Origin of the sequence: Agrococcus sp. Marseille-Q4369 (assembly GCF_018308945.1) — a bacterium.
GTDB lineage: Bacteria > Actinomycetota > Actinomycetes > Actinomycetales > Microbacteriaceae > Agrococcus.
Window position 1 is genome coordinate 2,192,151 of record NZ_CP070501.1, and the last position, 19,553, is coordinate 2,211,703.

Here is a 19,553-nt window from a genome sequence, read left to right on the forward strand (position 1 = left end):
TCCGAGTGGCCCGGGCCGGTGACGGTGCCGGGCCCTCGGCGACTGCGCCGCGCGAGCTTCCGGCGTACGGTGGGGGCATGCGGATCGTCGTCGTCGGTGGATCGGGGAACGCGGGCTCGGCGATCGTGCGAGCCATCGGCCGGCGGGGCGAGCTGCCCACGCCGATGTCGCGCTCGGGCAAGGCCATCGCGGGCGCGCCGGGCGTCAAGGCCGACGTCGTCACGGGGGAGGGGCTCGACGCGGCGCTCGCGGGAGCCGACGTCGTCGTCGACTCCCTCAACTCGCGCAACCCGCTCGACCTGCGCCCCTTCACGATCGGCACGCGCAACCTCGTGCAGGCCGCCGAGCGCGCCGGCGTCGGCCGCGTCGTGCTGCTGTCGATCCTCGGCGTCGAGCGCTCGCGGCTCGGCTACCACCGCCGCAAGCGGCAGCAGGAGCTCGCCTACCTCGAGTCGCCGCTCGAGGTGTCGGTCGTGCGCGCGGCGCAGTTCCACGAGTGGTCGGTCGACCAGTTCGAGGCGGGATCCGCCCTCGGCGCCATCCCGGTCGCGCTCGGGGGCCGGCTGCAGCCGGTCGCGGTGCGCGAAGTGGCGGCGCTCGTCGCGCAGGAGGCGCTCGAGCCGACCGGCAAGCGCTTCACCGAGATCGCCGGCCCCGAGGTGCGCATCTCGCGCGACCTCGCGAAGTCGTGGCAGCGCATCACGGGCGCGCGCGGCCTCATCGTCAACGGCCCGTTCCCGCCGTCGCTGCTCGACTACCTGCGCTCGGGCGCCAATCTCACCGAGCAGCACAAGGGCCAGGTCACGTTCGAGGAGTGGCTCGAGCGGCGACGCTGACCGCCCACAGGGCCGGCGTCGCGCCGCACGTCGTGTCGGCCGCCGCGCCTAGGCTGGATGTGCAGGGCCACGGAGGGGGATGCGTGACGGACGCGAGGCACGACGACTGGGTGCCGCCGAGCGACGATGACGCCCCCGAGGCGTGGGAGTCGTGGGGTGAGCCGGCCGACGGCTGGCTGCCGCCGAGCGACGCCGACGCGCCCGCGGGCGGGGTGCGCACCGCGGTCCGGCCCGCGACCCGTGCGCCGGGCATCGCCGCGACGGCGAAGGCCGCGACGCCGCTCGAGGCTCTCACCCGGGTGTGGGGCTACGACGCGTTCCGCGGCGAGCAGGCCGAGATCATCGACGAGGTGGTCGCCGGCCGCGACGTCGTCGTGCTCATGCCCACCGGCGGCGGCAAGAGCCTCTGCTACCAGATCCCCTCGCTCGTGCGCGAGGGCACGGGCGTCGTCATCAGCCCGCTTATCGCGCTCATGCACGACCAGGTCGACGCGCTCGAGCAGCTCGGCGTGCGCGCCGCCTACCTCAACTCGACGCAGAGCGCCGACGAGCGGCGCGACGTCGAGCGGCGACTCCTCGCGGGCGAGCTCGACATGCTCTACCTCGCGCCCGAGCGGCTCCCCGTCGCGGGGGCGCTGCTCGACGCCGCCCCGATCGCGCTCTTCGCGATCGACGAGGCGCACTGCGTGAGCCAGTGGGGGCACGACTTCCGCCCCGACTACCTGCAGCTCTCGGTGATCGGCGAGCGCTGGCCCGACGTGCCGCGCGTCGCGCTCACCGCGACCGCGACGGTCGAGACCCGCGCCGAGATCGTCGAGCGGCTCGGGCTGCACGGCGCGAAGGTGTTCGTCTCGAGCTTCGACCGCCCCAACATCCAGTACCGCATCGCGCCGAAGCAGGACGCGAAGGCGCAGCTGCTGCGCATCATCCGCGACGAGCACCCCGGCGCGGCCGGCATCGTGTACTGCCTCTCGCGCAAGTCGGTCGAGTCGACCGCCGAGTGGCTGCGCGCGCAGGGCGTCGACGCGCTCCCGTACCACGCGGGCCTCGACGCCGGCACGCGCGCGCGGAACCAGCAGCGCTTCCTCCGCGAGGACGGCGTCGTGATGGTCGCGACGATCGCGTTCGGCATGGGCATCGACAAGCCCGACGTGCGCTACGTCGCCCACCTCGACCTGCCGAAGTCGATCGAGGGCTACTACCAGGAGACCGGTCGCGCGGGTCGCGACGGCGAGCCCTCGACGGCGTGGCTCGCCTACGGGCTGCAGGACGTCGTGCAGCAGCGGCGGATGATCGCCGACGGCGAGGGCGACGCGCAGCGCAAGCGCAACCAGACGATGCACCTCGACGCGATGCTCGCGCTGTGCGAGACCGTCGAGTGCCGCCGCGTGCAGCTGCTCGCCTACTTCGGCGAGCCGAGCGAGCCGTGCGGCAACTGCGACACGTGCCTCACGCCGCCCGATTCCTACGACGGCACCGTCCCGGCGCAGAAGCTGCTCTCGACGATCGTCCGGCTGCAGCGCGAGCGGCGGCAGTCGTTCGGCGCTGGCCACCTCGTCGACATCCTCGTGGGCGCCGACACCGAGCGCATCCGTCGATTCGGCCACGACCAGCTCGCCACCTACGGCATCGGCAGCGACCTGAGCGCCGTGCAGTGGCGCGGCGTCGTGCGCCAGCTGCTCGCGCAGGGGCTGCTGCAGCCGCAGGGGGAGTTCGGCGTGCTCGCGCTCACCGATGCGTCGGCGGCCGTGCTCGCCGGCGAGCGAGAGGTGCGGCTGCGGCACGAGGTGAAGGCACCGGCGAAAGTGGCGCGCCGCTCCGAGAGCACCGCGCAGCTCGACGACGCCGCGCAGGCGGTGTTCCAGTCGCTCCGCTCGTGGCGCGCCAGCACGGCGAAGGAGCAGGCGGTGCCCGCCTACGTCGTGTTCAACGACAAGACGCTCGCGGCGATCGCCGAGCGCCGCCCGCGCACGATGGTCGAGCTCTCGACCATCTCGGGCGTGGGCGAGTCGAAGCTCGAGCGCTACGGCGCCGCGGTGCTCGAGGTGCTGACCGAGGCATGAGCGAGCGCGTGCGGCTCGACGTCTGGCTCTGGGCGGTGCGCCTCGTCAAGACGCGCGCCGCCGCGACTGAGGCGTGCCGCGGCGGTCACGTGAAGCTGAACGGCAACGCCGCGAAGGCGGCGCAGCCCGTGCGCATCGGGGACGAGGTGCGCGTGCGCATCCACGGCTTCGACCGCATCGTCATCGTCAAGCAGCTGCTCGCGAAGCGCGTGAGCGCGCCGCTCGCCGCCGACGCGATCGAGGACCGCTCGCCGCCCCGGCCGAGCGCGATCGACGCCGCCCAGGTGCCGTTCCGGCCGCGGGGCGCCGGCCGCCCCTCGAGCCGCGAGCGGCGCGAGATCGACCGGTTGCGGGGCCGCGCCGACTGACCGTTCGGCTACCAGAGCCCGGGCTGGTCGTCCATGAGGGCGCCGAGCACGAAGACGATGAGCGCGACGCCGAAGCACAGCGCCACGAGGCCACTCAGCAGCGCGAGCCAGCCGCCGCGCTTCGGCGTCGAGCCGGTGCCGCGGATGCTCATGGCGACACCGGCGAGCGCGAGCACGAGGGCCAGGACGAAGACGGCGAGGACGACCGCGAATCCTGCGGGCATGATCGATCAGCCGCCCGTCGTGAGCGCTGTGATCCACGAGATCGCGCCGAGGATCGCGGCGATCGGGCGGATGCTGGACGATCGCCCGACCGTCCGTCACGCCATGAAGGGCAGCAGCGTCCACAGCAGCGAGGGCACGGCGGCGGCGGTGCCGATCACGAGCAGCGTCACGCCGAGCGCGAGCGGCGCGCGCGACGTCGAGTCGTCACGTCGCCGGGAGCCGATCACGAGCAGCACGATGCCGCCGACGATCAGCAGCAGACCGAGCACGAGGCCGGCGACGCTGAACAGGACCGAGAACATCATCGACATGCCGCGAGCCTAGCCAGGGCCACGCCGGGCGCGACCGCGCGGGTTAGCCTGGAGCACGTGCCTCCCACCGATATCTCTCCCGCCATCGCCCGCTCCTGGCTGCTCGTGCCGGCCTCGAAGCCCGAGCTCTTCCAGATCGCCCAGGAGAGCGAGGCGGATGCCATCATCATCGACATCGAGGACGCGGTCGCCGCGAAGGACAAGGCGCAGGCCCGCGCCGACACCGTCGAGTGGCTCTCGACCGGCCACCGCGCGTGGGTGCGCATCAACGACGCCGCGAGCGACTTCTGGAGCACCGATCTCGCCGAGCTCGAGCAAGCGCCCGGCCTCGAGGGGGTCATGCTCGCGAAGACGGAGTCCGCGAGCCACGTGAACGACACCGCCGACCGCCTGCCCGAGGGGACGCGCATCCTCGCGCTCGTCGAGACCGCCCGCGGCGTGCTGCACGTCGAGCAGATCGCGAACGCGCCCTCGACCTTCCGGCTCGCGTTCGGCACGGGCGACTTCAAGCGCGACACCGCGACCGGCGATGACCCCATCGCGCTCGCGTATGCGCGCTCGCAGCTCGTGATCGCGTCGCGCGCCGCCAGGCTGCCTGCGCCGATCGACGGCCCGACGCTCGTGATGGACGCCCTCGACGCCGGCACGCGGCTCGCGAAGGAGATGGGCATGTCGGGCAAGCTCATGCTCACCCACGAGCAGGCGCCGATGGTGAACGCGGGCCTCGCCCCGAGCCCCGATGAGGTCGCGTGGGCGCACGGCTTCGTGCGCGCCTTCGAGGAGTCGGGCGGCAAGATCAGCGACGGCAGCGACCTGCCGCGCCTCGCGCGCGCGCAGAAGATCCAGGCGCAGGCGCGCGACTTCGGCATCGAGATCGACGCGGCGAAGCTCGACGAGCTCAACTACTGAGATACGCGAAGGGGGCGAGCGCACGCGCTCGCCCCCTTCGCAACCGGAGACCTACTTGAAGGTGTCCTTGACGTCCTTGCCGGCGTCCTTGATGTGCTCGCCCGCCTGCTTGGCGTTGGCGCTGGCCTCGTCCTTGTGGCCCTCGGCCTCGAGGCGCTCGTTGTCCGTCGCGTCGCCGATGCCCTGCTTGGCCTTGCCGACTGCCTCCTGGGCAGCGTTCGAGATCTTGTCGTCGAGACCCATCTCAACCTCCTTGATCGGGGAGCGGTCGCTCCGCCATCCAACCTAGGGACGCTCCCTGGGAGGCGCCTCAGGAGTCGCTGGAGGGCTCGTCCCGGTCGCGGTCCGTCCGCACGACCGGGTTCGACGCGGTCGTGACGGGAGGGGCGATCGAGCCGGGGGCCGACGCATCCGCCTCGAGCTGCGCTTGGGCGGCACGCTCCTCCATCGCCTCCTCCATGGCCGACTTCTGCCGCAGCGGCGGCACGCGGAAGAAGAGCGCGATGACGAGCGCGACGCCGACGACCGCGAGCGCGACCCAGAAGGGCCCGCTGGATGCGTTCGAGAAGCCGTCGAGGAACGGGGCAGCGAGCCGCGGGTCGGCGGTGTTGAGGAACGACGAATCCTCGTTGAGCGCGCCGCCGATCTGCTCGGGGCGCGCGAGCACCTCGAGGATGCGGGCGTTGCCGGGGTCGGCCAGCACGGAGGGATCCTGCACCGCTGCCTCGAGGTCGGCGCGCAGGTCGCGGCGCCCGAACGCGGTCTGGAGCGTCTCGGGCAGGCGGGCGAAGAGCATCGAGAAGACGACCGCGACGCCCGCGGTGCCGCCGAGCTGCCGGAAGAACGTCGCCGAGCTCGTCGCGACGCCCATGTCCTTCGGCTGCACCGCGTTCTGGCTCGCGATCGTCAGCGTCTGGTTGACCTGGCCGAGGCCGAGACCGAGCAGCAGCTGCCCGAGCAGCAGCACCCAGAGCGGGCTGTCCCACTGCAGGGTCACGAGCACGCCGTAGGCGATCGCCATGGAGGCGAGGCCGAGCACCGGGAAGGCGCCGTAGCGACCCGTGCGGGCGATGATCTGGCCCGACGCGATCGACGCGATCATGAGCCCGACGATGAGCGGCAGCGTCGCCAACCCCGCCTCGGTCGGGTTCATGCCGTGCACGATCTGCAGCACGAACGGGATGATCATCATGCCGGCGAACATGCCGAAGCCGCTGAGGACGCCGAGCAGTGTGGCCATCGAGAAGGCGCGGTTGCTGAACAGGTGCAGCGGGATGAGGGCGGCGGCCCCCATGCGGCGCTCGACGAGCACGAAGGCGACGAGCCCGACGGCACCGACCGCGAAGCACGCGACCGCCGCGGGCGCCAGCCAGCCCCACACGCGGCCCTGCTCGGCGACGAGCAGGAGCGGCACGACGCCGACGACGAGCAGCGCGGCACCCCACCAGTCGATGCGCACGCGCTCATGGTGCGCGGGCAGGTGCAGGTAGCGCCACACCATCCACAGCGCCGCGGCGCCGATGGGCAGGTTGAACAGGAACACCCAGCGCCAGCCGTCGAGCGCGAGGATCTCGTCGGCGCCGGCGAACATGCCGCCGATGAGCGGGCCGAGGATGGACGAGACGCCGAAGACGGCGAGGAAGTAGCCTTGGTACTTCGCGCGCTCCCGCGGGCTCAGCACATCCGCCATGATCGTGAGCGGCAGCGCCATCAGGCCGCCCGCGCCGAGGCCCTGGACCGCGCGGAAGGCGGCGAGCTGGATCATGTCCTGCGCGGACGAGCACAGGATCGAGCCGACGAGGAACAGCACGATCGCGGCGAGGAACAGCGGCCGGCGGCCGAAGATGTCGCTGAGCTTGCCGTAGATCGGCGTCACGATCGTCGAGACGATGAGGAACGCCGTCACGACCCACACCTGCAGGTCGAGCCCGTGCAGGTCGTCCGCGATGGTGCGCATGGAGGTGCCGACGACCGTCTGCGACAGCGACGACAGGAACATGGCGATCATCAGGCCGACCAGCACGAGCATGATCTGGCGGCGGGTCATGAGGGGGTCGCCGGGCACAGCGGTGCTCTCGGCGGCGCGCTGATCGCGCTGCGGCATAGGGGTCCTCAGCTCTCGGGAAGATCGTTAGTCTACCGAATGAAGTTTGCTCGCGCCACCCGCGGTCGATGGCACGATGGATGCGTGCGTCGAGTCGTGGTGGTGGTGGCAGCAGCGCTCGTGCTGACGGGGTGCGGCGCGAGTGGATCGCCAGCCCCGACCGCGACCGCCGAGCCGCCGGCGACCGCGGCGCCCTCGCCGACGCCGTCGACGCCCGCTCCGGCGCCGGAGCCCGCGCCGACGCCGAGCGCGACCGAGGAGCCTGCGCAGCCCGACGCATCCGCCTTCGACCTCGACACCGGCGCGAGCCTGCAGGTCGTCGTGAACAAGCGGCGGCCGCTGCAGCCGCCCGACTACCGGCCGGAGCTCGTCGCCGTCTCGAGCGCGCAGGAGGGCGGCGAGCTCGTGCGGCCCGAGCTCGACGCGGCGCTCGCGGCGATGTCGCACGTGATGCGCGCAGAGATCGGGGAGGGCACCTTCGTATTCTCCTCCTACCGCGGCTACGAGCGGCAGGCCGAGCTCTACAGCGGCTACGTCGCCCGCTACGGGCAGGCGGAGGCCGACACGACGAGCGCTCGGCCGGGTCACAGCGAGCACCAGACGGGGCTCGCGATCGACGTCTCCGGCACGGGCGGCGCGTGCCGGCTCGCGACGTGCTTCGGCGATACGGCCGCCGGGCGCTGGCTCGCCGAGCACGCGTGGCAGCACGGCTTCGTCGTGCGCTACCCGCGGGGGCTCGAGCACATCACCGGCTACGAGTGGGAGCCGTGGCACCTCCGCTACGTCGGCGTCGAGGTCTCGACCGCGATGCACGAGAGCGGCGCCGCGACCCTCGAGGAGCACTTCGGGCTCGAGCCCGCGCCCGACTACGCGCCGTAGCATGCCGCCATGGCGAAGGCGAGCGTGAGCGGCGGGTTCCGCGGCGGTGGAGGCGGATTCGGCGGCGGCAGTCGATCGTTCGGGGGATTCTCGAGCGGCGGCGGCTCGTTCGGCGGTTCGACGCCGAGCAGCAGCTCGTGGAACTGGGCCTCGAGCGGCAGCTCGAGCGGCTCGGGCGGCTCGAGCGGTTGGAGCACCTGGAACTCGTCGAGCGGTGATGACCGCTCCGAGGGCGGCGCGGCGCCGTGGTGGCTCATCTCGCTCATCCTCGCGATCGCGGCCGGGATCACGCTCCTCGGCGGTCGATGAGCGAAGCCCCGTAGCCTGGCGCCATGGCGAAGCGCAGTGTGAGCGGTGGACGCAGGGGCGGCGGGGGCGGCTTCGGCCGCAGCTCGTCGCGGCGGAGCTTCTCGGGCGGTGGATCGCGGCGCGGCGGCGGCGGCTCCTTCGGCCGCTCGTCGAGCCGCTCCCGCGGCAGCAGCAGCTCGTGGAACTGGAGCTCGAGCGGCAGCTCCGGCTCCTACCGGCGTCGCGGCGGCGACGGTGGCGGGTCCTGGTCGGCGTTCGGCCTGATCATGGCGATCATCGTCATCGCGTTCCTGTTCCGCTACCTCGGCGGCTGAGCGGGTGGCGAAGCGCAGCGCGCGCCCTCGGTTCCGGGGCGGCGGTGGAGGCTTCCGCGGCGGCTCGTTCCGCTTCTCGGGCGGCGGCGTCCGAGGCGGCGGCGGCTCGTTCGGCGGCTCGTCGAGCGGCTCGACCTCGCAGCGGCGAGGGGGCAGCAGTCGCGGCTCCCTCGGCTCGCCGCTGTCGTGGCTGCTGCTCGTCGGCACGGCCGTCGTCTGCATCGCCGTCGCGATCATCGAGCGCTGACGCCCTGGCGCCGAGCGGTCGGCCGCCCCGCGTAGCCTGGACGGCATGAGCGAGCGCGCGAGCAAGGGCCGACCCACTGTGCCCGGCGGGCACGCGCCCTCGCGGCGCGGACTGCTCGCGATCGCCGCGGCGGCCGCACTCGTGCTCTCGGCTTGCCAGCAGGGCGCGCTCGACCCCGCGCCGACGGCCACCGACGGCGCGGCCGAGCCCACCGCATCCGCGACGCAGCCGACGACCCCGGCGCCGACCCCCGAGCCGATCACCGTCTCGGTGAGCGCGATGGGCGACATCCTGCCGCACGACTCGGTGACGATGGATGCGCGCACCGACGACGGCGGGTACGACTACGGGCAGTTCTTCGACGCGGCCAAGCCGATCTGGGCCGACAGCGACCTCGTCTACTGCAACCAGGAAGCGCCCTCGGGCGGCGTCGAACTGGGGCTGACGTACTTCCCGGCGTTCAACGCGCCGCGCGAGTTCGCCGAGGGGATCGCCGACGCAGGCTGCAACACGATCGGGTTCGGCAACAACCACACGTTCGACCGAGGGCAGGAGGGCGTCGACCGCACGCGCGCGGTGTGGGACGAGCTCGACCCGCTGCTCATCTCGGGCGGCTTCCGCTCGCCGGAGGAGCAGGCCGAGGTGCCGACCGCCGAGGTGAACGGCATGACGGTCGCGTTCCTCAACTTCGTCGACCTCTCGAACACGCCCACGAGCGACTTCGTCGTCACGTGGCTCGACGACCCGCTCGTCGAGCAGCAGATGGCCGAGGCCGAGGAGGTCGCCGACGCGACGATCATCGCGGTGCACTGGGGCGACGAGTACTCGAGCGTCGTCAATGCCCGGCAGCGCGAGCAGGCGCAGCGGCTCGCCGACCTCGGCGCGGAGGTCATCCTCGGCAGCCACCCGCACGTGCTGCAGGAGGCGGAGTGGCTCGAGCGCGCCGACGGCTCGCGTGCGTTCGTCTACTACTCGCTCGGGAACTCGGTGACGACGCAGATGGCGATCCCGCGAGTCGTGAGCGCGGTCGCGCAGTTCGAGCTCGTGGGGGAGCCCGGCGGGCACGTCGAGGTGGTCGACCCCGCGGCGGTGCCGATCTACATGCACTTCGATCTCACGCCGCAGCAGTTCCGCTCGCAGGACTGGATCCACCGCCGCAACCTGCAGCTGCACCCGATCGTCGATGCGGCCGAGCCGATCACTCGCTCGGCGTGGCGCGATGAGCTGACGGTCGAGTCGGGCATCGAGCTCGTGAAGGATGCGCTGGGTCCCGACGTGCGCATCGTGACGGACTCGTTCGCCCCGTGACCTGCGCCCGTTCGTCGAGCCGCGAGAGCCCGCGACAGCGGGTGCACTCGTGCCCCGGGGGTGGCGGCATTCCAGCACACCGACGGCGGATGCGCACCCGTCGCTCGCGGCGCGTCGTGGGCACTCCCGCTGGGCGAGCAGCGGCCGCAGGTCGCGCATCGAGGTGCAGAGCCTCATGAAGCGCTGGCTCCTCCTGGCAGCAGCGATCGTCCTCGAGGTCACCGCGACTCTCTCGCTCAAGGCGGCGCTCGACGCACCGGCGCTCTACGCGGTCGTGGCGGTCGGGTACAGCGGCGCCTTCGCCGCGCTCGGCCTCGCCCTCCGCGCTGGCATGCCGCTCGGAGTCGGCTACGGCATCTGGGGCGCGTGCGGCGTCGTCATCACGGCGGTCGCCTCGGCGCTGCTGTTCGGCGAAGCGCTCACGCCGCTCATGGGCGCGGGCATCGCGCTCATCATGGGCGGCGTGCTGCTCGTCGAGGTCGGCTCGCAGCGCGCGCAGCGCGATCCCACGGAGGCGACCTCGTGATCGCCTGGCTCGCGCTCATCGCGTCGATCGTCGCCGAGGTCGGCGGCACGCTCTCGCTGCGGATGGCGACGGTCGGGGAGCGACCCAAGCGGCGCTGGTCGCTCGTCGTCGCTGCCTGCTACCTCGTCGCCTTCACGCTGCTGTCGGTGTCGCTCGCGAACGGCATGCCGCTCGGGGTGGCCTACGGCATCTGGACGGCGGTCGGCGTCGCGCTCACCGCGGTGCTCAGCCGCGTGCTCTTCCGCGAGCCGCTCACTCGGACGATGCTCGCGGGGATCGCGCTCATCGCGCTCGGCGTGCTGCTCGTCGAGCTCGGCGCCACCCACTGACGGGCTGCGCTCAGCGCGCGAGCGCCTCGAGCTCGAGCACCGCGGCGGCGATCTCCGCCGGCGTGTCAAGCGCCGGGAAGTGCCCGCCGCGCTCGAGCATGGAGAAGGAGCGCAGGTCGCGGTACGAGCGCTCGGCGAGCGAGCGCGGGTAGTCGCGCTCACGGCGCTGCACGCGCACCGCGGCGGGCGCGTCGACGAGCGGATGCGGCGCGCCTCCCGCGTCGCTGTACGGGCGGAACGAGGTGCCGATCGACCGCGTCAGCCAGTAGAGCGTCACGGTCGTGAGCACGGTGTCGTCGGGCAGCCCCTGGTCGCCCGCCCACTCGAGCAGCTTCTCGCCGACCCACGCGAGCAGCCCGATCGGCGAGTCGAGCAGCGCCGCGGCGGTCGTGTCGGGCCGCGAGCCCTGCTGGTGCGCGTAGCCGCCGGCGAGCGGGCCTTCCCCGTCGAAGCGGGCGAAGAAGGCCTCCTCCTCGGGGCTGAGCGACTCACCGCGATCCCGTGCGCCGAACGACGAATGGGTCGCGACCAGGCCGGCCACCGCATCCGGATGCCCGCCCGCGAGCCAGTCGCTCACGCCCGCACCGACGTCCTCGCCGTAGGTGAGGAAGCGCTCGTAGCCGAGCTCGTCGAGCATGAGCGCGCGCCAGCGGCGGGCGACGGCCTCTTCGGTGAACGGCTCCGGCAGCGGCTCCGACCACGCGTAGCCGGGCAGCGAGGGGGTCACGACATCGAGCTCGCCGCGCAGCGCCTCGGCGAGCGGCAGCATCTCCGCGAACGAATAGGGCCAGCCGTGCGTGAGCACGATCGGCAACCGGCCTGGGCGGCCGTGCCCTCGACGGTCGCGACGCGATGCTCGTGCGCGAACAGGCGCCGCTCGACCGCGCGCCAGTCGAAGCCGCCGCGCCAGCGGTCGAGCAGTCGCTGCAGGGTCGGCATGGGGATGCCGTGGGCGCCGGGCGTCGGCGCGGGCACCGTCGACTCGTCGAGCCGGCGCCGCAGGCGCTCGAGCTCCTCGTCGGCGGCGCGGAACGCGAAGGGCTCGCTCATGCGAGCCACGCTAGGCGGTGCCGCCCACCGTCGCTCTGCCCGCCGCGGGCGCGAGCGCCTTCCGCGACCGGGGGCGTTCCGCCCGACAGGGGCGGTCACGCCAGCCCCTGTCGGGCGCAGCAGCCCCCGTCGACGGACGAACTAGCCGCCGAGCCTCGCGCTGACGCGCTCAGCGGCCCTCGCGACGAAGGCCCACCGGGGCTTCGTCATGGAGCGAGGGCCGCGTCGACGATCGCCTTCGCCTCCGCCTGCACCTGGCGGAGGTGCTCCGGGCCCGCGAACGACTCGGCGTAGATCTTGTAGACGTCCTCGGTGCCCGACGGGCGAGCCGCGAACCACGCGCGCTCCGTGACGACCTTGAGCCCGCCGATCGCGGCGCCGTTGCCGGGCGCATCCGTGAGCTTCGCGACGATCGGGTCGCCGGCGAGCTCCGTCGCCGCGACGGCGTCGCCCGTGAGCTTGCCCAGCCGCGCCTTCTGCTCGCGCGTCGCCGGCGCATCCACTCGCTCGTACACCGGCGCGCCGAAGCGCGCGGTGAGCTCGCCGTAGAGCTGCGACGGCGACTTGCCCGTGACGGCGCGGATCTCCGACGCGAGCAGGCACAGCAGGATGCCGTCCTTGTCGGTCGTCCACACCGTGCCGTCGGCCTGCAGGAACGACGCGCCGGCGCTCTCCTCGCCGCCGAAGCCGACCGAGCCGTCGACGAGCCCCGGCACGAACCACTTGAAGCCGACCGGCACCTCCCAGAGCCGGCGACCGAGCGCATCCGCGACCCGGTCGATCATCGACGACGACACGAGCGTCTTGCCGATCGCGGCATCGGCGCGCCACTGCGGCCGGTGCGCGAAGAGGTACTCGATCGCGACCGCGAGGAAGTGGTTCGGATTCATGAGCCCGGCGTCGGGCGTGACGATGCCGTGGCGGTCGGCGTCGGCGTCGTTGCCGGTGAGGATGTCGAACTCGTCTTTGCGCGCGAGCACCGAGGCCATCGCGTTGGGGCTCGAGCAGTCCATGCGGATCTTCTCGTCCCAGTCGAGCGTCATGAACGCCCACGTGGGGTCGACGGATGGGTTGGTGACGGTCAGGTCGATGCCGTACCGCTCGGCGATCGCGCCGTAGTAGTCGACCGCCGCGCCGCCGAGCGGGTCGGCGCCGATGCGGATGCCCGACGCCTTGATCGCGTCGAAGTCGATCGCGCGGCCGAGCGCGGCGACGTACTCCTCGCGGAAGTCGTAGAGCTCCACCCGCGAGTCGCTGCCGCCCGTCACCTCGACGCGCTGCACCCCCTCGAGGCCGCCCGCGATGAGCTCGTTCGCGCGCTTCGCGATCCAGCCCGTCGCGTCGGAGTCGGCCGGCCCGCCGTGCGGCGGGTTGTACTTGAAGCCGCCGTCGCGGGGCGGGTTGTGGCTCGGGGTGACGACGATGCCGTCGGCCCGGTCATCAGCGGATGCGCTGTGGTTGTACGCGAGGATCGCGCGCGAGACCGCGGGCGTCGGGGTCACCGAGCCCCGTGCATCCGCCATCACCCGCACGCCGTTCGCGACGAGCACCTCGAGCGCCGTGCGCTCGGCGGGGAGCGAGAGGCCGTGGGTGTCGCGGCCGATGAAGAGCGGCCCCGTGATGCCCTGCTCGGCGCGGTACTCGCAGATCGCCTGCGTGATCGCGAGGATGTGCGTCTCGTTGAACGCGGTGTCGAACGCGCTGCCGCGGTGGCCGCTCGTGCCGAATGCCACCGCCTGGTCGGGGTTCGAGACGTCGGGGACGAGTTCGAAGTAGGCGCGCTCGAGGGCGGCGACGTCGATGAGGTCCTGGGGCTGGGCAACCGTGCCGGCTCTGCTCATGGGCCCATCCAAGCACCGGCCGCTGAGCGGCGGCAGGTCGCCCGCCGACGCTGCCCCTCCTGCGGACAGGTATATGCCGAGTGGCTCGAGAGCGCCGCTCCTTCGAGCACTCCCGCATATACCTGTCGGTTCGGTCGACGCGCGGCCCAGGCCGCGGAAGTCGCCCGTTGTCGAGGTGCAGGGCCGGTGCCACACTGGCGCCCGTGGACGCACGCGAGGGCGCGGACGACCGCGAGCGGGCGCTCGAGGCCGCCCACGTCGCCGCGCTCGACTGGCTCCGCTCGCTCGAGGAACGGCCGGTGTGGCCGCGCGCGAGCCTCGACGAGATGCTCGAGGTCTTCGGCGGGCCGCTCCCCGAGCAGGGCAGCGACCTGGCCGCGGTGGCCGAGCAGCTCGCGGCGGGCGCGGGTCCCGGCCTCGTCGCGATTCCCGGCGGCCGCTTCTTCGGCTTCGTGATCGGCGGCACGCTCCCCGCGGCGCTCGCGGCCGACTGGCTCGTCTCGGGGTGGGACCAGAACTCCGGCTCGGCGATGCTCACGCCGACGACCGTCGCGCTCGAGCGCGTCGCGGGCCAGTGGATGCTCGACCTCTTCGGGCTGCCCGAGGGCGCGAGCGTCGGCTTCGTCACGGGCGGCCAGGTCGCGAACCTCGCGTGCCTCATGGCCGCTCGCAGCGCCGTGCTCACCCGCGCCGGCTGGGACCTCGGCGAGCAGGGCCTCCGCGGCGCCCCGCGCGTGCGCGTCGTCGTGGGCGCCGACCGGCACGGCTCGGTCGACCGCGCGGTGCGCTTCCTCGGCATCGGCCGCGCCGACATCGTCGTCGTGCCTGCCGACGACGAGGGACGCATGCTGCCCGACCAGCTCGAGCCGCCACTCGGCGAGAGCGAGGAGCCGCTCATCGTCTGCCTGCAGGCGGGCGAGGTGCACACCGGCGCCTTCGATGACTTCGGCGCCCTCACCCCGATCGCGCACGACCGGGGCGCCTGGGTCCACGTCGACGGCGCCTTCGGGCTGTGGGCGGCGACGAGCCCGCGCCTGCGGCACCGCACGGCCGGCATGGAGGCGGCCGACTCGTGGGCGACGGATGCGCACAAGACCCTCAACGTGCCCTACGACTGCGGCATGGCGATCGTGCGCGACCCCGCCGACTCGATCGCGGCGCTCCGCACCGGCGGCGACTACCTCGTCTACACCGGGCTCGACCCGTGGGACGTCACGCCCGAGCTCTCGCGCCGCGCCCGCGGCGTGCCCGCGTGGGCGGCGCTGCGCAGCCTCGGCCGCGCGGGCGTCGCCGAGCTCATCGAGCGCCTCCACGACAACGCGGTCGCGATGGCCGAGGGCCTCGCGCAGATCGACGGCATCGAGCTGCTGCACGAGGTCGGCTACACCCAGGTGATGTTCCGGATGCCCTCCGACGACCAGACGACGGCGCTCGGCGCCGCGATCCTCCACGAGGGCACCGCGGTCGTCACCGGCGCCCAGTGGCGGGGCCGCGCGGCGCTCCGCTGCGCGATGTCGTCGTGGGCGACGACGCCGGCCGACATCGAGCGGACGCTCGCTGCCGTCCGGTCCCTCGCGAATGCATAGGTGGTCGTGAGGAACGACGGTTCCGAGCAGCTCCGTGCGGGCGAGGCGAACCGCCCGGCGCGGCTCGCCCCGTCATGAGCGCAAGCCTGGGAGGTGGCGAGGCTGCGGTGACCGTCAGGGCGCCTCGTACTCGGAGGCCGCCCAATACGCTGCGTAGTCGACCTGGTCGACATAGATCTCGATCTCGGGACTGAAGAAGACAGCTGCGGGATCGGGACACAGATCACGCATGAGCGCGTCCTCCTCTGCCGACGGAGCATTCAAGGTGAACAGAGGATATCCAGCCGACGAATTAATTTGGTCCCTCCACACCTGCAGAGAGATCTCCGGAGGAACTTCGAACCCGTTTGCCTCCAGACACGCGCGCGCTGCCATCGATCGCTCGAAGTTGAGTGCGTAGAGCGCTTCGTCCAGCGGAGCGGCCGCGGGAAGAAGCGCGCTACTGGCTGTCGAGCACGATTGATAGTCCATCTGATAGCGCTCCTCCTGCCCGACCGGTACAGCACCCGATTCGACCCGATCCCGCGAACCGATCGCCTCCCAGCCGAGCTCGCGGAGGCACGTGGCGATGCTCTCGTGGAAAGCGGAGTAGTCGGTGGACGGACCGCCGCGCGGGATCTCCCCGGTTGCGCCGGTTGCCGGTCTCGCGCCCGAGGACGCGGAGGTGTCCGGATCGAGTTCCGACTGCTGCTCGCCAGCCGTGGAGCATGCGCTGAGCAAGAGTGCGAGCGCTACGGCCAGCGCTACACGCCCTTTGCGGCGCATCCGTCGGTCGCGCTGACTGCGTAGTTGGTCGGAGTGGTCACGACTGTCCAGATGCTCGTCGAGGAAGTGCCCGAGTAGGAAGTGTGCGTTCCGGAGCCGCTGAAGTTAGTGTAGTGGTGGGCACTGGCGTAGACGTGATCATGCTGCGTAGTCACTGCCGAGGATACCGGTGTCGTGGTGGACCGTACGAATACGCACTGCGTGGACGAACATGTGTGAGACCCGCTCGCTTGCCCGGCATAGGCAGGCAGCGCGCCGCCGAGGATGAGCGCAAACGCTGCAACGACCGCGCCGCCTATCTTGATGCTCTTCATTGAGACCCATTCGTTCGTTTCACTCGTGACTCGAGCGAATTGAGTGGCAGTCAAGCAGACCGAGTCCGGGTGCGCAACAGGGTCTTGCGCAACCTGCATTAGTGCGCATGATCATGGCACTCGTAGTTCTCTCGCCGGGTCGCGCCTGGCCGCCGCAGCTGCCGGTACGAGCGCCGCGATGGTCGCGGTGACCGCCGCGAGGATCATTATGGCCGCGTAGTATGCGGGCGGCGGCTGCGGGTCGCCGCCGACGGCCATCGCGGTGAACGAGACGGCGCCGCCCAGGAGTGCCCCGACGCATCCGAGTGCCGCGACCTGTGTCAGCACGAGCCCGACGATCAGGCCCTGGCTCGCACCCAGCGCGCGGCGGCGGCCGAAGTCCTTGCGCCGCATCATCACGAGCGCGTAGAGGATCGCGGCGACGAGCACCGCGGTGAGCCCGAAGATGGCGATGACGAGCGCGCGCCCGGCGCCGCCGAGCTGCGCGTCGACAAGTTCGCGCAGCTGCGCGAGCTGCTCGCTCGTCTCGATGGTGGCGAGCTGCGGGTCGACGATGTCGAGCACGCCCTGCACCGCATCGGTCACGGCGGCGACGTGCGAGGCGTCGTCGGCGATCGCCACGAGCACCGCCAGGCTCTCGCCGCGAAGCACCTGGGCGCTCGTGGCGCGGCCGTCGAGAGTCGGCGCGTGCTGCGGCTCGACCGGCACGACGATGAGCGGCTCGAGGAACGCGAGGTGCTCGGGCACCTCGATGCGACCGCCGATCGAGTAGTCCAGGCCGTCGGCGGTCGTGACGGCACCGGCGGCGGACTCCATGCCGAGTTGCTCGAGCGCGGCGGCGGATGCGTAGGCGGCGCCGGGCACGCCGGGCTCGGTCACGCCCAAAGTCGCGAGGTCGAGCCCGAAGCCGACCCGGATAGGCACCTTGGTGCCACCGGGCAGCATCGAGTTGGTCGCGTCGACGGCGGAGCCGAAGCCGCCGAGCCACGCGATCGACGAGACTCCATGGAGCCGAGCGAGCGCCGAGGTGTCGAGCCCCGATCCCTCTTGTGCGCGCACCACGACCGCACGCGTGCCCGCGTCGTCGAGCGTCTCGACGACGCCCTGCTGCGCGCCGACGGTGCGGCCGGTCGTGAGCAGCACCGCGATCACCATGCCGGCGACCATCTCGATCGACACGGCTGAGGCGACCTTGGTGCCCCACGCCGCGGCGACGGCCTCCCGGACGAGCGCGGCAAGCCTCACAGCTCGACCCTGCGGTCGCACTGCGCCATCACGTCGCGGTCGTGCGTCGCGACGATCACCGCGGCACCGCGAGCGGCTTGCGCGCGCAGCGCGCCGACGACCGTGGCCGCCGAGACGGCGTCGAGGTTGCCAGTCGGCTCGTCGGCGAGCAGGATCCGTGGGTCGCCCAGCAGCGCCCGGCACACCGCGATGCGCTGCGCCTGGCCGCCTGAGATCTGACCCGGCTTGTGGTCGGCGCGCACCGAGACGCCGAACTGGTCGAGCAGCTCGAGCGCGCGCTGCTCCAGCGCTCCTCGCGCCTCGCCGCGGTACAGGGTCGTCTCGAGCACGTTGTCGAGCACGGTGCGGGTCACGTCGAGCGCCGCGTCCTGGAAGACGAACCCGAAGGTGTCGGCGCGCAGGCGTGCGCGATGCGCGTCACGCAACCCCGACGCATCCGCCCCGTCGACCTCGACGCGGCCGGCGGCGGGCGCGAGCATGAGCCCGAGCACGTAGAGCAGGGTCGACTTCCCGCGGCCCGAGGGCCCCGTGAGCGCGACGACCTCGCCGGCGACGAAGTCGTCGTCGAATCCCTCGATGACCGGCGCCGACCGCTGGTAGCCGAAGGAGACGTCGCGTGCGGCGAGCATGGTGCGGGTGGCGGTGGCGGGCGGGGCGGTCAGCACGGCGAGTTCACCCGCCCTGGGCGACGGGGATGCGCACCTGCAGCCCCTCGTCGACGCCCTCGACGAGGCTCATTCCGCGCGCCGACTGCACGACCGTCACCTCCAGCCGCTCGCCCCCCGCGTCGGTCACGAACGCCGCGCCGTCGGCCGCGGTGGTGATCGCCGAGGTGGGCACGACGAGGCCCGCCTCCACGGGCACCGTGATGATCTCGCTCATGAGGGTCGACTGGCCCTCCGCGCCGACCTGGTCGCACGCATCCGCGCACACGGGGCCGCCGTCGGGGGCGGTGAGCTCGACGTGGATCGTCTCGCTGTTCAACGGGTCGGGCGTCTGCGATGCCGCGACCGCCTCCCACTGCGCGCCGTCAGGCGCCCGCACGAGCACGCGCGTGCCGGTGGGGGCGAAGCGCGTCTGCGCCTGCTGCATCGGGATCGTGAACGACGGAGCAGCGCCGAGCGCCACGATGTCGCCCTCGCCGGCGGCGACGAGCCGGCCGGTCGCGATCGTCTCGCCATCGAGCGACATGCGCGCGGGCAGCTGCGGCACCCAGACGATGTCCCCCGCCTGCACGACCCCGTCGACAGGGAAGCCGGATGCGCGCTGCCAGTTGCGCACGGCGGTCGCGAAGGGCGCCGTGTAGCGCGCGTTGACCGCGCCGCGCCAGAAGCCGAGGTCGGTCATCAGCTGCTGCAGCTGCGTCACCTGCGGGCCAGCGACGCCATGCGCTATCGGCCCGTACGCGGGGATGGCGCCCTGGCCCGCGACGACCGGCCGCAGGTTGACGGAGTAGAGGCGCTGTCCCTTCTCGACGGCGGTGCCAGGCGCGATGTCGACGCTCGTGACGGTACCCGATGCGCCATTCAACGCGATGGGGCTCGTCGTCCAAGTCGCAATGGAGTTCAACGCGATCGATGAACCTACCTCGCCCGGCACGACCGCGACCGTCGAGAACGCGTCCGCCTCGAGCACCTGCTGCGGCGGCGCAAACACGGTGGTGCCCGCCCAGCCCGCCGCAGCACCGACGGACAGCGCGACGGCCGCGATGCCGACACCGCGGACCCAGCCGCCGCGGCTGTGTCTAGATCTAAAGGATCGCTGTTCAGCGACAGGCCGACCGGCACCGGCTCGCTGCCGCTCAATCAGTTCAGAAGTCGCCACGTTGATCCTCCTCCGGTGAGCCTAACGCGATTGCAAGACTGTCGGACCACGGTTCTCCCTCCCTGAATTGCACTGGCGCGGATCAATCTGGCGAGACCGCATGCGACCAGTCCAGAGCAAAAAACTCGCTCGACACGCTGATTGTGTCGGTCAGCTTCGTAGCAGTTTGTCAACGGTGATCCCTACTTTCGCGCGAAGCG

General features: G+C 72.3%; 23 protein-coding genes. 12 read left to right on the forward strand and 11 right to left on the reverse strand.

Annotation, left to right across the window (positions count from 1 at the left end):
* Nucleotides 1-77: 77 nt before the first annotated feature.
* The 3 genes from JSQ78_RS11000 (at nucleotide 78) to JSQ78_RS11010 (ending at nucleotide 3,267) form a co-directional block, all read left to right on the forward strand.
* The gene (locus tag JSQ78_RS11000; RefSeq protein WP_211447588.1) at nucleotides 78-836 is read left to right on the forward strand and encodes an SDR family oxidoreductase; all 759 of its coding nucleotides are present in this window, start codon (nucleotides 78-80) and stop codon (nucleotides 834-836) included.
* A gap of 83 nt (nucleotides 837-919) precedes the next feature.
* A complete protein-coding gene (gene recQ, locus JSQ78_RS11005) occupies nucleotides 920-2,899 on the forward strand; it encodes a DNA helicase RecQ (protein WP_211447590.1) in 1,980 nt (659 codons plus the stop codon).
* The gene (locus tag JSQ78_RS11010) at nucleotides 2,896-3,267 is read left to right on the forward strand and encodes an RNA-binding S4 domain-containing protein (RefSeq protein WP_211447592.1); all 372 of its coding nucleotides are present in this window, start codon (nucleotides 2,896-2,898) and stop codon (nucleotides 3,265-3,267) included. The genes recQ and JSQ78_RS11010 overlap by 4 nt, the downstream gene beginning before the upstream one ends.
* Nucleotides 3,268-3,275: 8 nt before the next feature.
* On the opposite strand, the gene JSQ78_RS11015 is transcribed toward JSQ78_RS11010, so the two are convergent.
* The gene (locus JSQ78_RS11015) at nucleotides 3,276-3,491 is read right to left on the reverse strand and encodes a hypothetical protein (RefSeq protein WP_211447594.1); all 216 of its coding nucleotides are present in this window, start codon (nucleotides 3,489-3,491) and stop codon (nucleotides 3,276-3,278) included.
* Between the two features lie 96 nt (nucleotides 3,492-3,587).
* Nucleotides 3,588-3,803: a hypothetical protein gene (locus JSQ78_RS11020; RefSeq protein WP_211447596.1), complete on the reverse strand. Its 216-nt coding sequence runs from the start codon at nucleotides 3,801-3,803 to the stop codon at nucleotides 3,588-3,590.
* A gap of 57 nt (nucleotides 3,804-3,860) precedes the next feature.
* On the opposite strand from JSQ78_RS11020, the gene JSQ78_RS11025 reads away from it, so the two are divergent.
* Nucleotides 3,861-4,712: an HpcH/HpaI aldolase/citrate lyase family protein gene (locus JSQ78_RS11025; protein ID WP_249295643.1), complete on the forward strand. Its 852-nt coding sequence runs from the start codon at nucleotides 3,861-3,863 to the stop codon at nucleotides 4,710-4,712.
* A gap of 51 nt (nucleotides 4,713-4,763) precedes the next feature.
* Here JSQ78_RS11025 and JSQ78_RS11030 read toward each other — a convergent pair whose 3' ends face one another.
* A complete protein-coding gene (locus JSQ78_RS11030; protein WP_211447597.1) occupies nucleotides 4,764-4,955 on the reverse strand; it encodes a CsbD family protein in 192 nt (63 codons plus the stop codon).
* Nucleotides 4,956-5,022: 67 nt separating this feature from the next.
* Nucleotides 5,023-6,816, reverse strand: coding sequence for an MDR family MFS transporter (locus JSQ78_RS11035; RefSeq protein ID WP_249295644.1), 1,794 nt, complete (start codon nucleotides 6,814-6,816; stop codon nucleotides 5,023-5,025).
* A gap of 84 nt (nucleotides 6,817-6,900) precedes the next feature.
* Here JSQ78_RS11035 and JSQ78_RS11040 point away from each other — a divergent pair, with 84 nt between their 5' ends.
* The 7 genes from JSQ78_RS11040 (at nucleotide 6,901) to JSQ78_RS11070 (ending at nucleotide 10,728) form a co-directional block, all read left to right on the forward strand.
* A complete protein-coding gene (locus tag JSQ78_RS11040; protein ID WP_249295646.1) occupies nucleotides 6,901-7,695 on the forward strand; it encodes a M15 family metallopeptidase in 795 nt (264 codons plus the stop codon).
* 9 nt (nucleotides 7,696-7,704) lie between these two features.
* Nucleotides 7,705-8,004 (forward strand): hypothetical protein, encoded by a 300-nt coding sequence (locus JSQ78_RS11045; protein ID WP_211447601.1) that lies wholly within the window; start codon nucleotides 7,705-7,707, stop codon nucleotides 8,002-8,004.
* A gap of 23 nt (nucleotides 8,005-8,027) precedes the next feature.
* Nucleotides 8,028-8,318 (forward strand): hypothetical protein, encoded by a 291-nt coding sequence (locus tag JSQ78_RS11050; protein WP_211447603.1) that lies wholly within the window; start codon nucleotides 8,028-8,030, stop codon nucleotides 8,316-8,318.
* A gap of 4 nt (nucleotides 8,319-8,322) precedes the next feature.
* Nucleotides 8,323-8,565: a hypothetical protein gene (locus tag JSQ78_RS11055; protein WP_211447605.1), complete on the forward strand. Its 243-nt coding sequence runs from the start codon at nucleotides 8,323-8,325 to the stop codon at nucleotides 8,563-8,565.
* A gap of 45 nt (nucleotides 8,566-8,610) precedes the next feature.
* Nucleotides 8,611-9,873, forward strand: a complete 1,263-nt coding sequence (locus JSQ78_RS11060) for a CapA family protein (protein ID WP_211447606.1) — start codon at nucleotides 8,611-8,613, stop codon at nucleotides 9,871-9,873.
* Nucleotides 9,874-10,048: 175 nt separating this feature from the next.
* Nucleotides 10,049-10,399, forward strand: a complete 351-nt coding sequence (locus tag JSQ78_RS11065) for a DMT family transporter (protein ID WP_211447608.1) — start codon at nucleotides 10,049-10,051, stop codon at nucleotides 10,397-10,399.
* Nucleotides 10,399-10,728, forward strand: a complete 330-nt coding sequence (locus JSQ78_RS11070) for a DMT family transporter (RefSeq protein ID WP_211450616.1) — start codon at nucleotides 10,399-10,401, stop codon at nucleotides 10,726-10,728. Before JSQ78_RS11065 ends, JSQ78_RS11070 begins: the two co-directional genes overlap by 1 nt.
* A gap of 10 nt (nucleotides 10,729-10,738) precedes the next feature.
* Here the strand turns inward: JSQ78_RS11070 and JSQ78_RS11075 are convergent, their stop codons facing one another.
* The 3 genes from JSQ78_RS11075 to pgm all read right to left on the reverse strand — a co-directional run bounded on the left by JSQ78_RS11075 (nucleotide 10,739) and on the right by pgm (nucleotide 13,619).
* Complete coding sequence (locus tag JSQ78_RS11075) at nucleotides 10,739-11,497, reverse strand: alpha/beta fold hydrolase (protein WP_249295648.1); 759 nt, start codon at nucleotides 11,495-11,497, stop codon at nucleotides 10,739-10,741.
* Nucleotides 11,452-11,778: an epoxide hydrolase N-terminal domain-containing protein gene (locus JSQ78_RS13915; protein WP_249295650.1), complete on the reverse strand. Its 327-nt coding sequence runs from the start codon at nucleotides 11,776-11,778 to the stop codon at nucleotides 11,452-11,454. Before JSQ78_RS13915 ends, JSQ78_RS11075 begins: the two co-directional genes overlap by 46 nt.
* Before the next feature lie 206 nt (nucleotides 11,779-11,984).
* The gene (gene pgm, locus JSQ78_RS11080; RefSeq protein WP_211447610.1) at nucleotides 11,985-13,619 is read right to left on the reverse strand and encodes a phosphoglucomutase (alpha-D-glucose-1,6-bisphosphate-dependent); all 1,635 of its coding nucleotides are present in this window, start codon (nucleotides 13,617-13,619) and stop codon (nucleotides 11,985-11,987) included.
* Between the two features lie 203 nt (nucleotides 13,620-13,822).
* Between pgm and JSQ78_RS11085 the strand changes: the two genes are divergently transcribed.
* Nucleotides 13,823-15,205, forward strand: coding sequence for a pyridoxal phosphate-dependent decarboxylase family protein (locus JSQ78_RS11085; protein WP_249295652.1), 1,383 nt, complete (start codon nucleotides 13,823-13,825; stop codon nucleotides 15,203-15,205).
* Nucleotides 15,206-15,319: 114 nt separating this feature from the next.
* Here JSQ78_RS11085 and JSQ78_RS11090 read toward each other — a convergent pair whose 3' ends face one another.
* The 4 genes from JSQ78_RS11090 to JSQ78_RS11105 all read right to left on the reverse strand — a co-directional run bounded on the left by JSQ78_RS11090 (nucleotide 15,320) and on the right by JSQ78_RS11105 (nucleotide 19,185).
* On the reverse strand, nucleotides 15,320-15,970 hold the full coding sequence (locus JSQ78_RS11090) for a hypothetical protein (protein WP_211447612.1): 651 nt from the start codon (nucleotides 15,968-15,970) through the stop codon (nucleotides 15,320-15,322).
* Between the two features lie 425 nt (nucleotides 15,971-16,395).
* Nucleotides 16,396-17,529 (reverse strand): FtsX-like permease family protein, encoded by a 1,134-nt coding sequence (locus tag JSQ78_RS11095; RefSeq protein ID WP_211447614.1) that lies wholly within the window; start codon nucleotides 17,527-17,529, stop codon nucleotides 16,396-16,398.
* Nucleotides 17,526-18,194 (reverse strand): ABC transporter ATP-binding protein, encoded by a 669-nt coding sequence (locus JSQ78_RS11100; protein ID WP_249295654.1) that lies wholly within the window; start codon nucleotides 18,192-18,194, stop codon nucleotides 17,526-17,528. The genes JSQ78_RS11095 and JSQ78_RS11100 overlap by 4 nt, the downstream gene beginning before the upstream one ends.
* 7 nt (nucleotides 18,195-18,201) lie before the next feature.
* Nucleotides 18,202-19,185 carry a peptidoglycan-binding domain-containing protein gene (locus tag JSQ78_RS11105; protein ID WP_211447615.1) on the reverse strand — a complete coding sequence of 328 codons (984 nt, stop codon included), beginning with the start codon at nucleotides 19,183-19,185 and terminating at the stop codon, nucleotides 18,202-18,204.
* Nucleotides 19,186-19,553 lie beyond the last annotated feature (368 nt).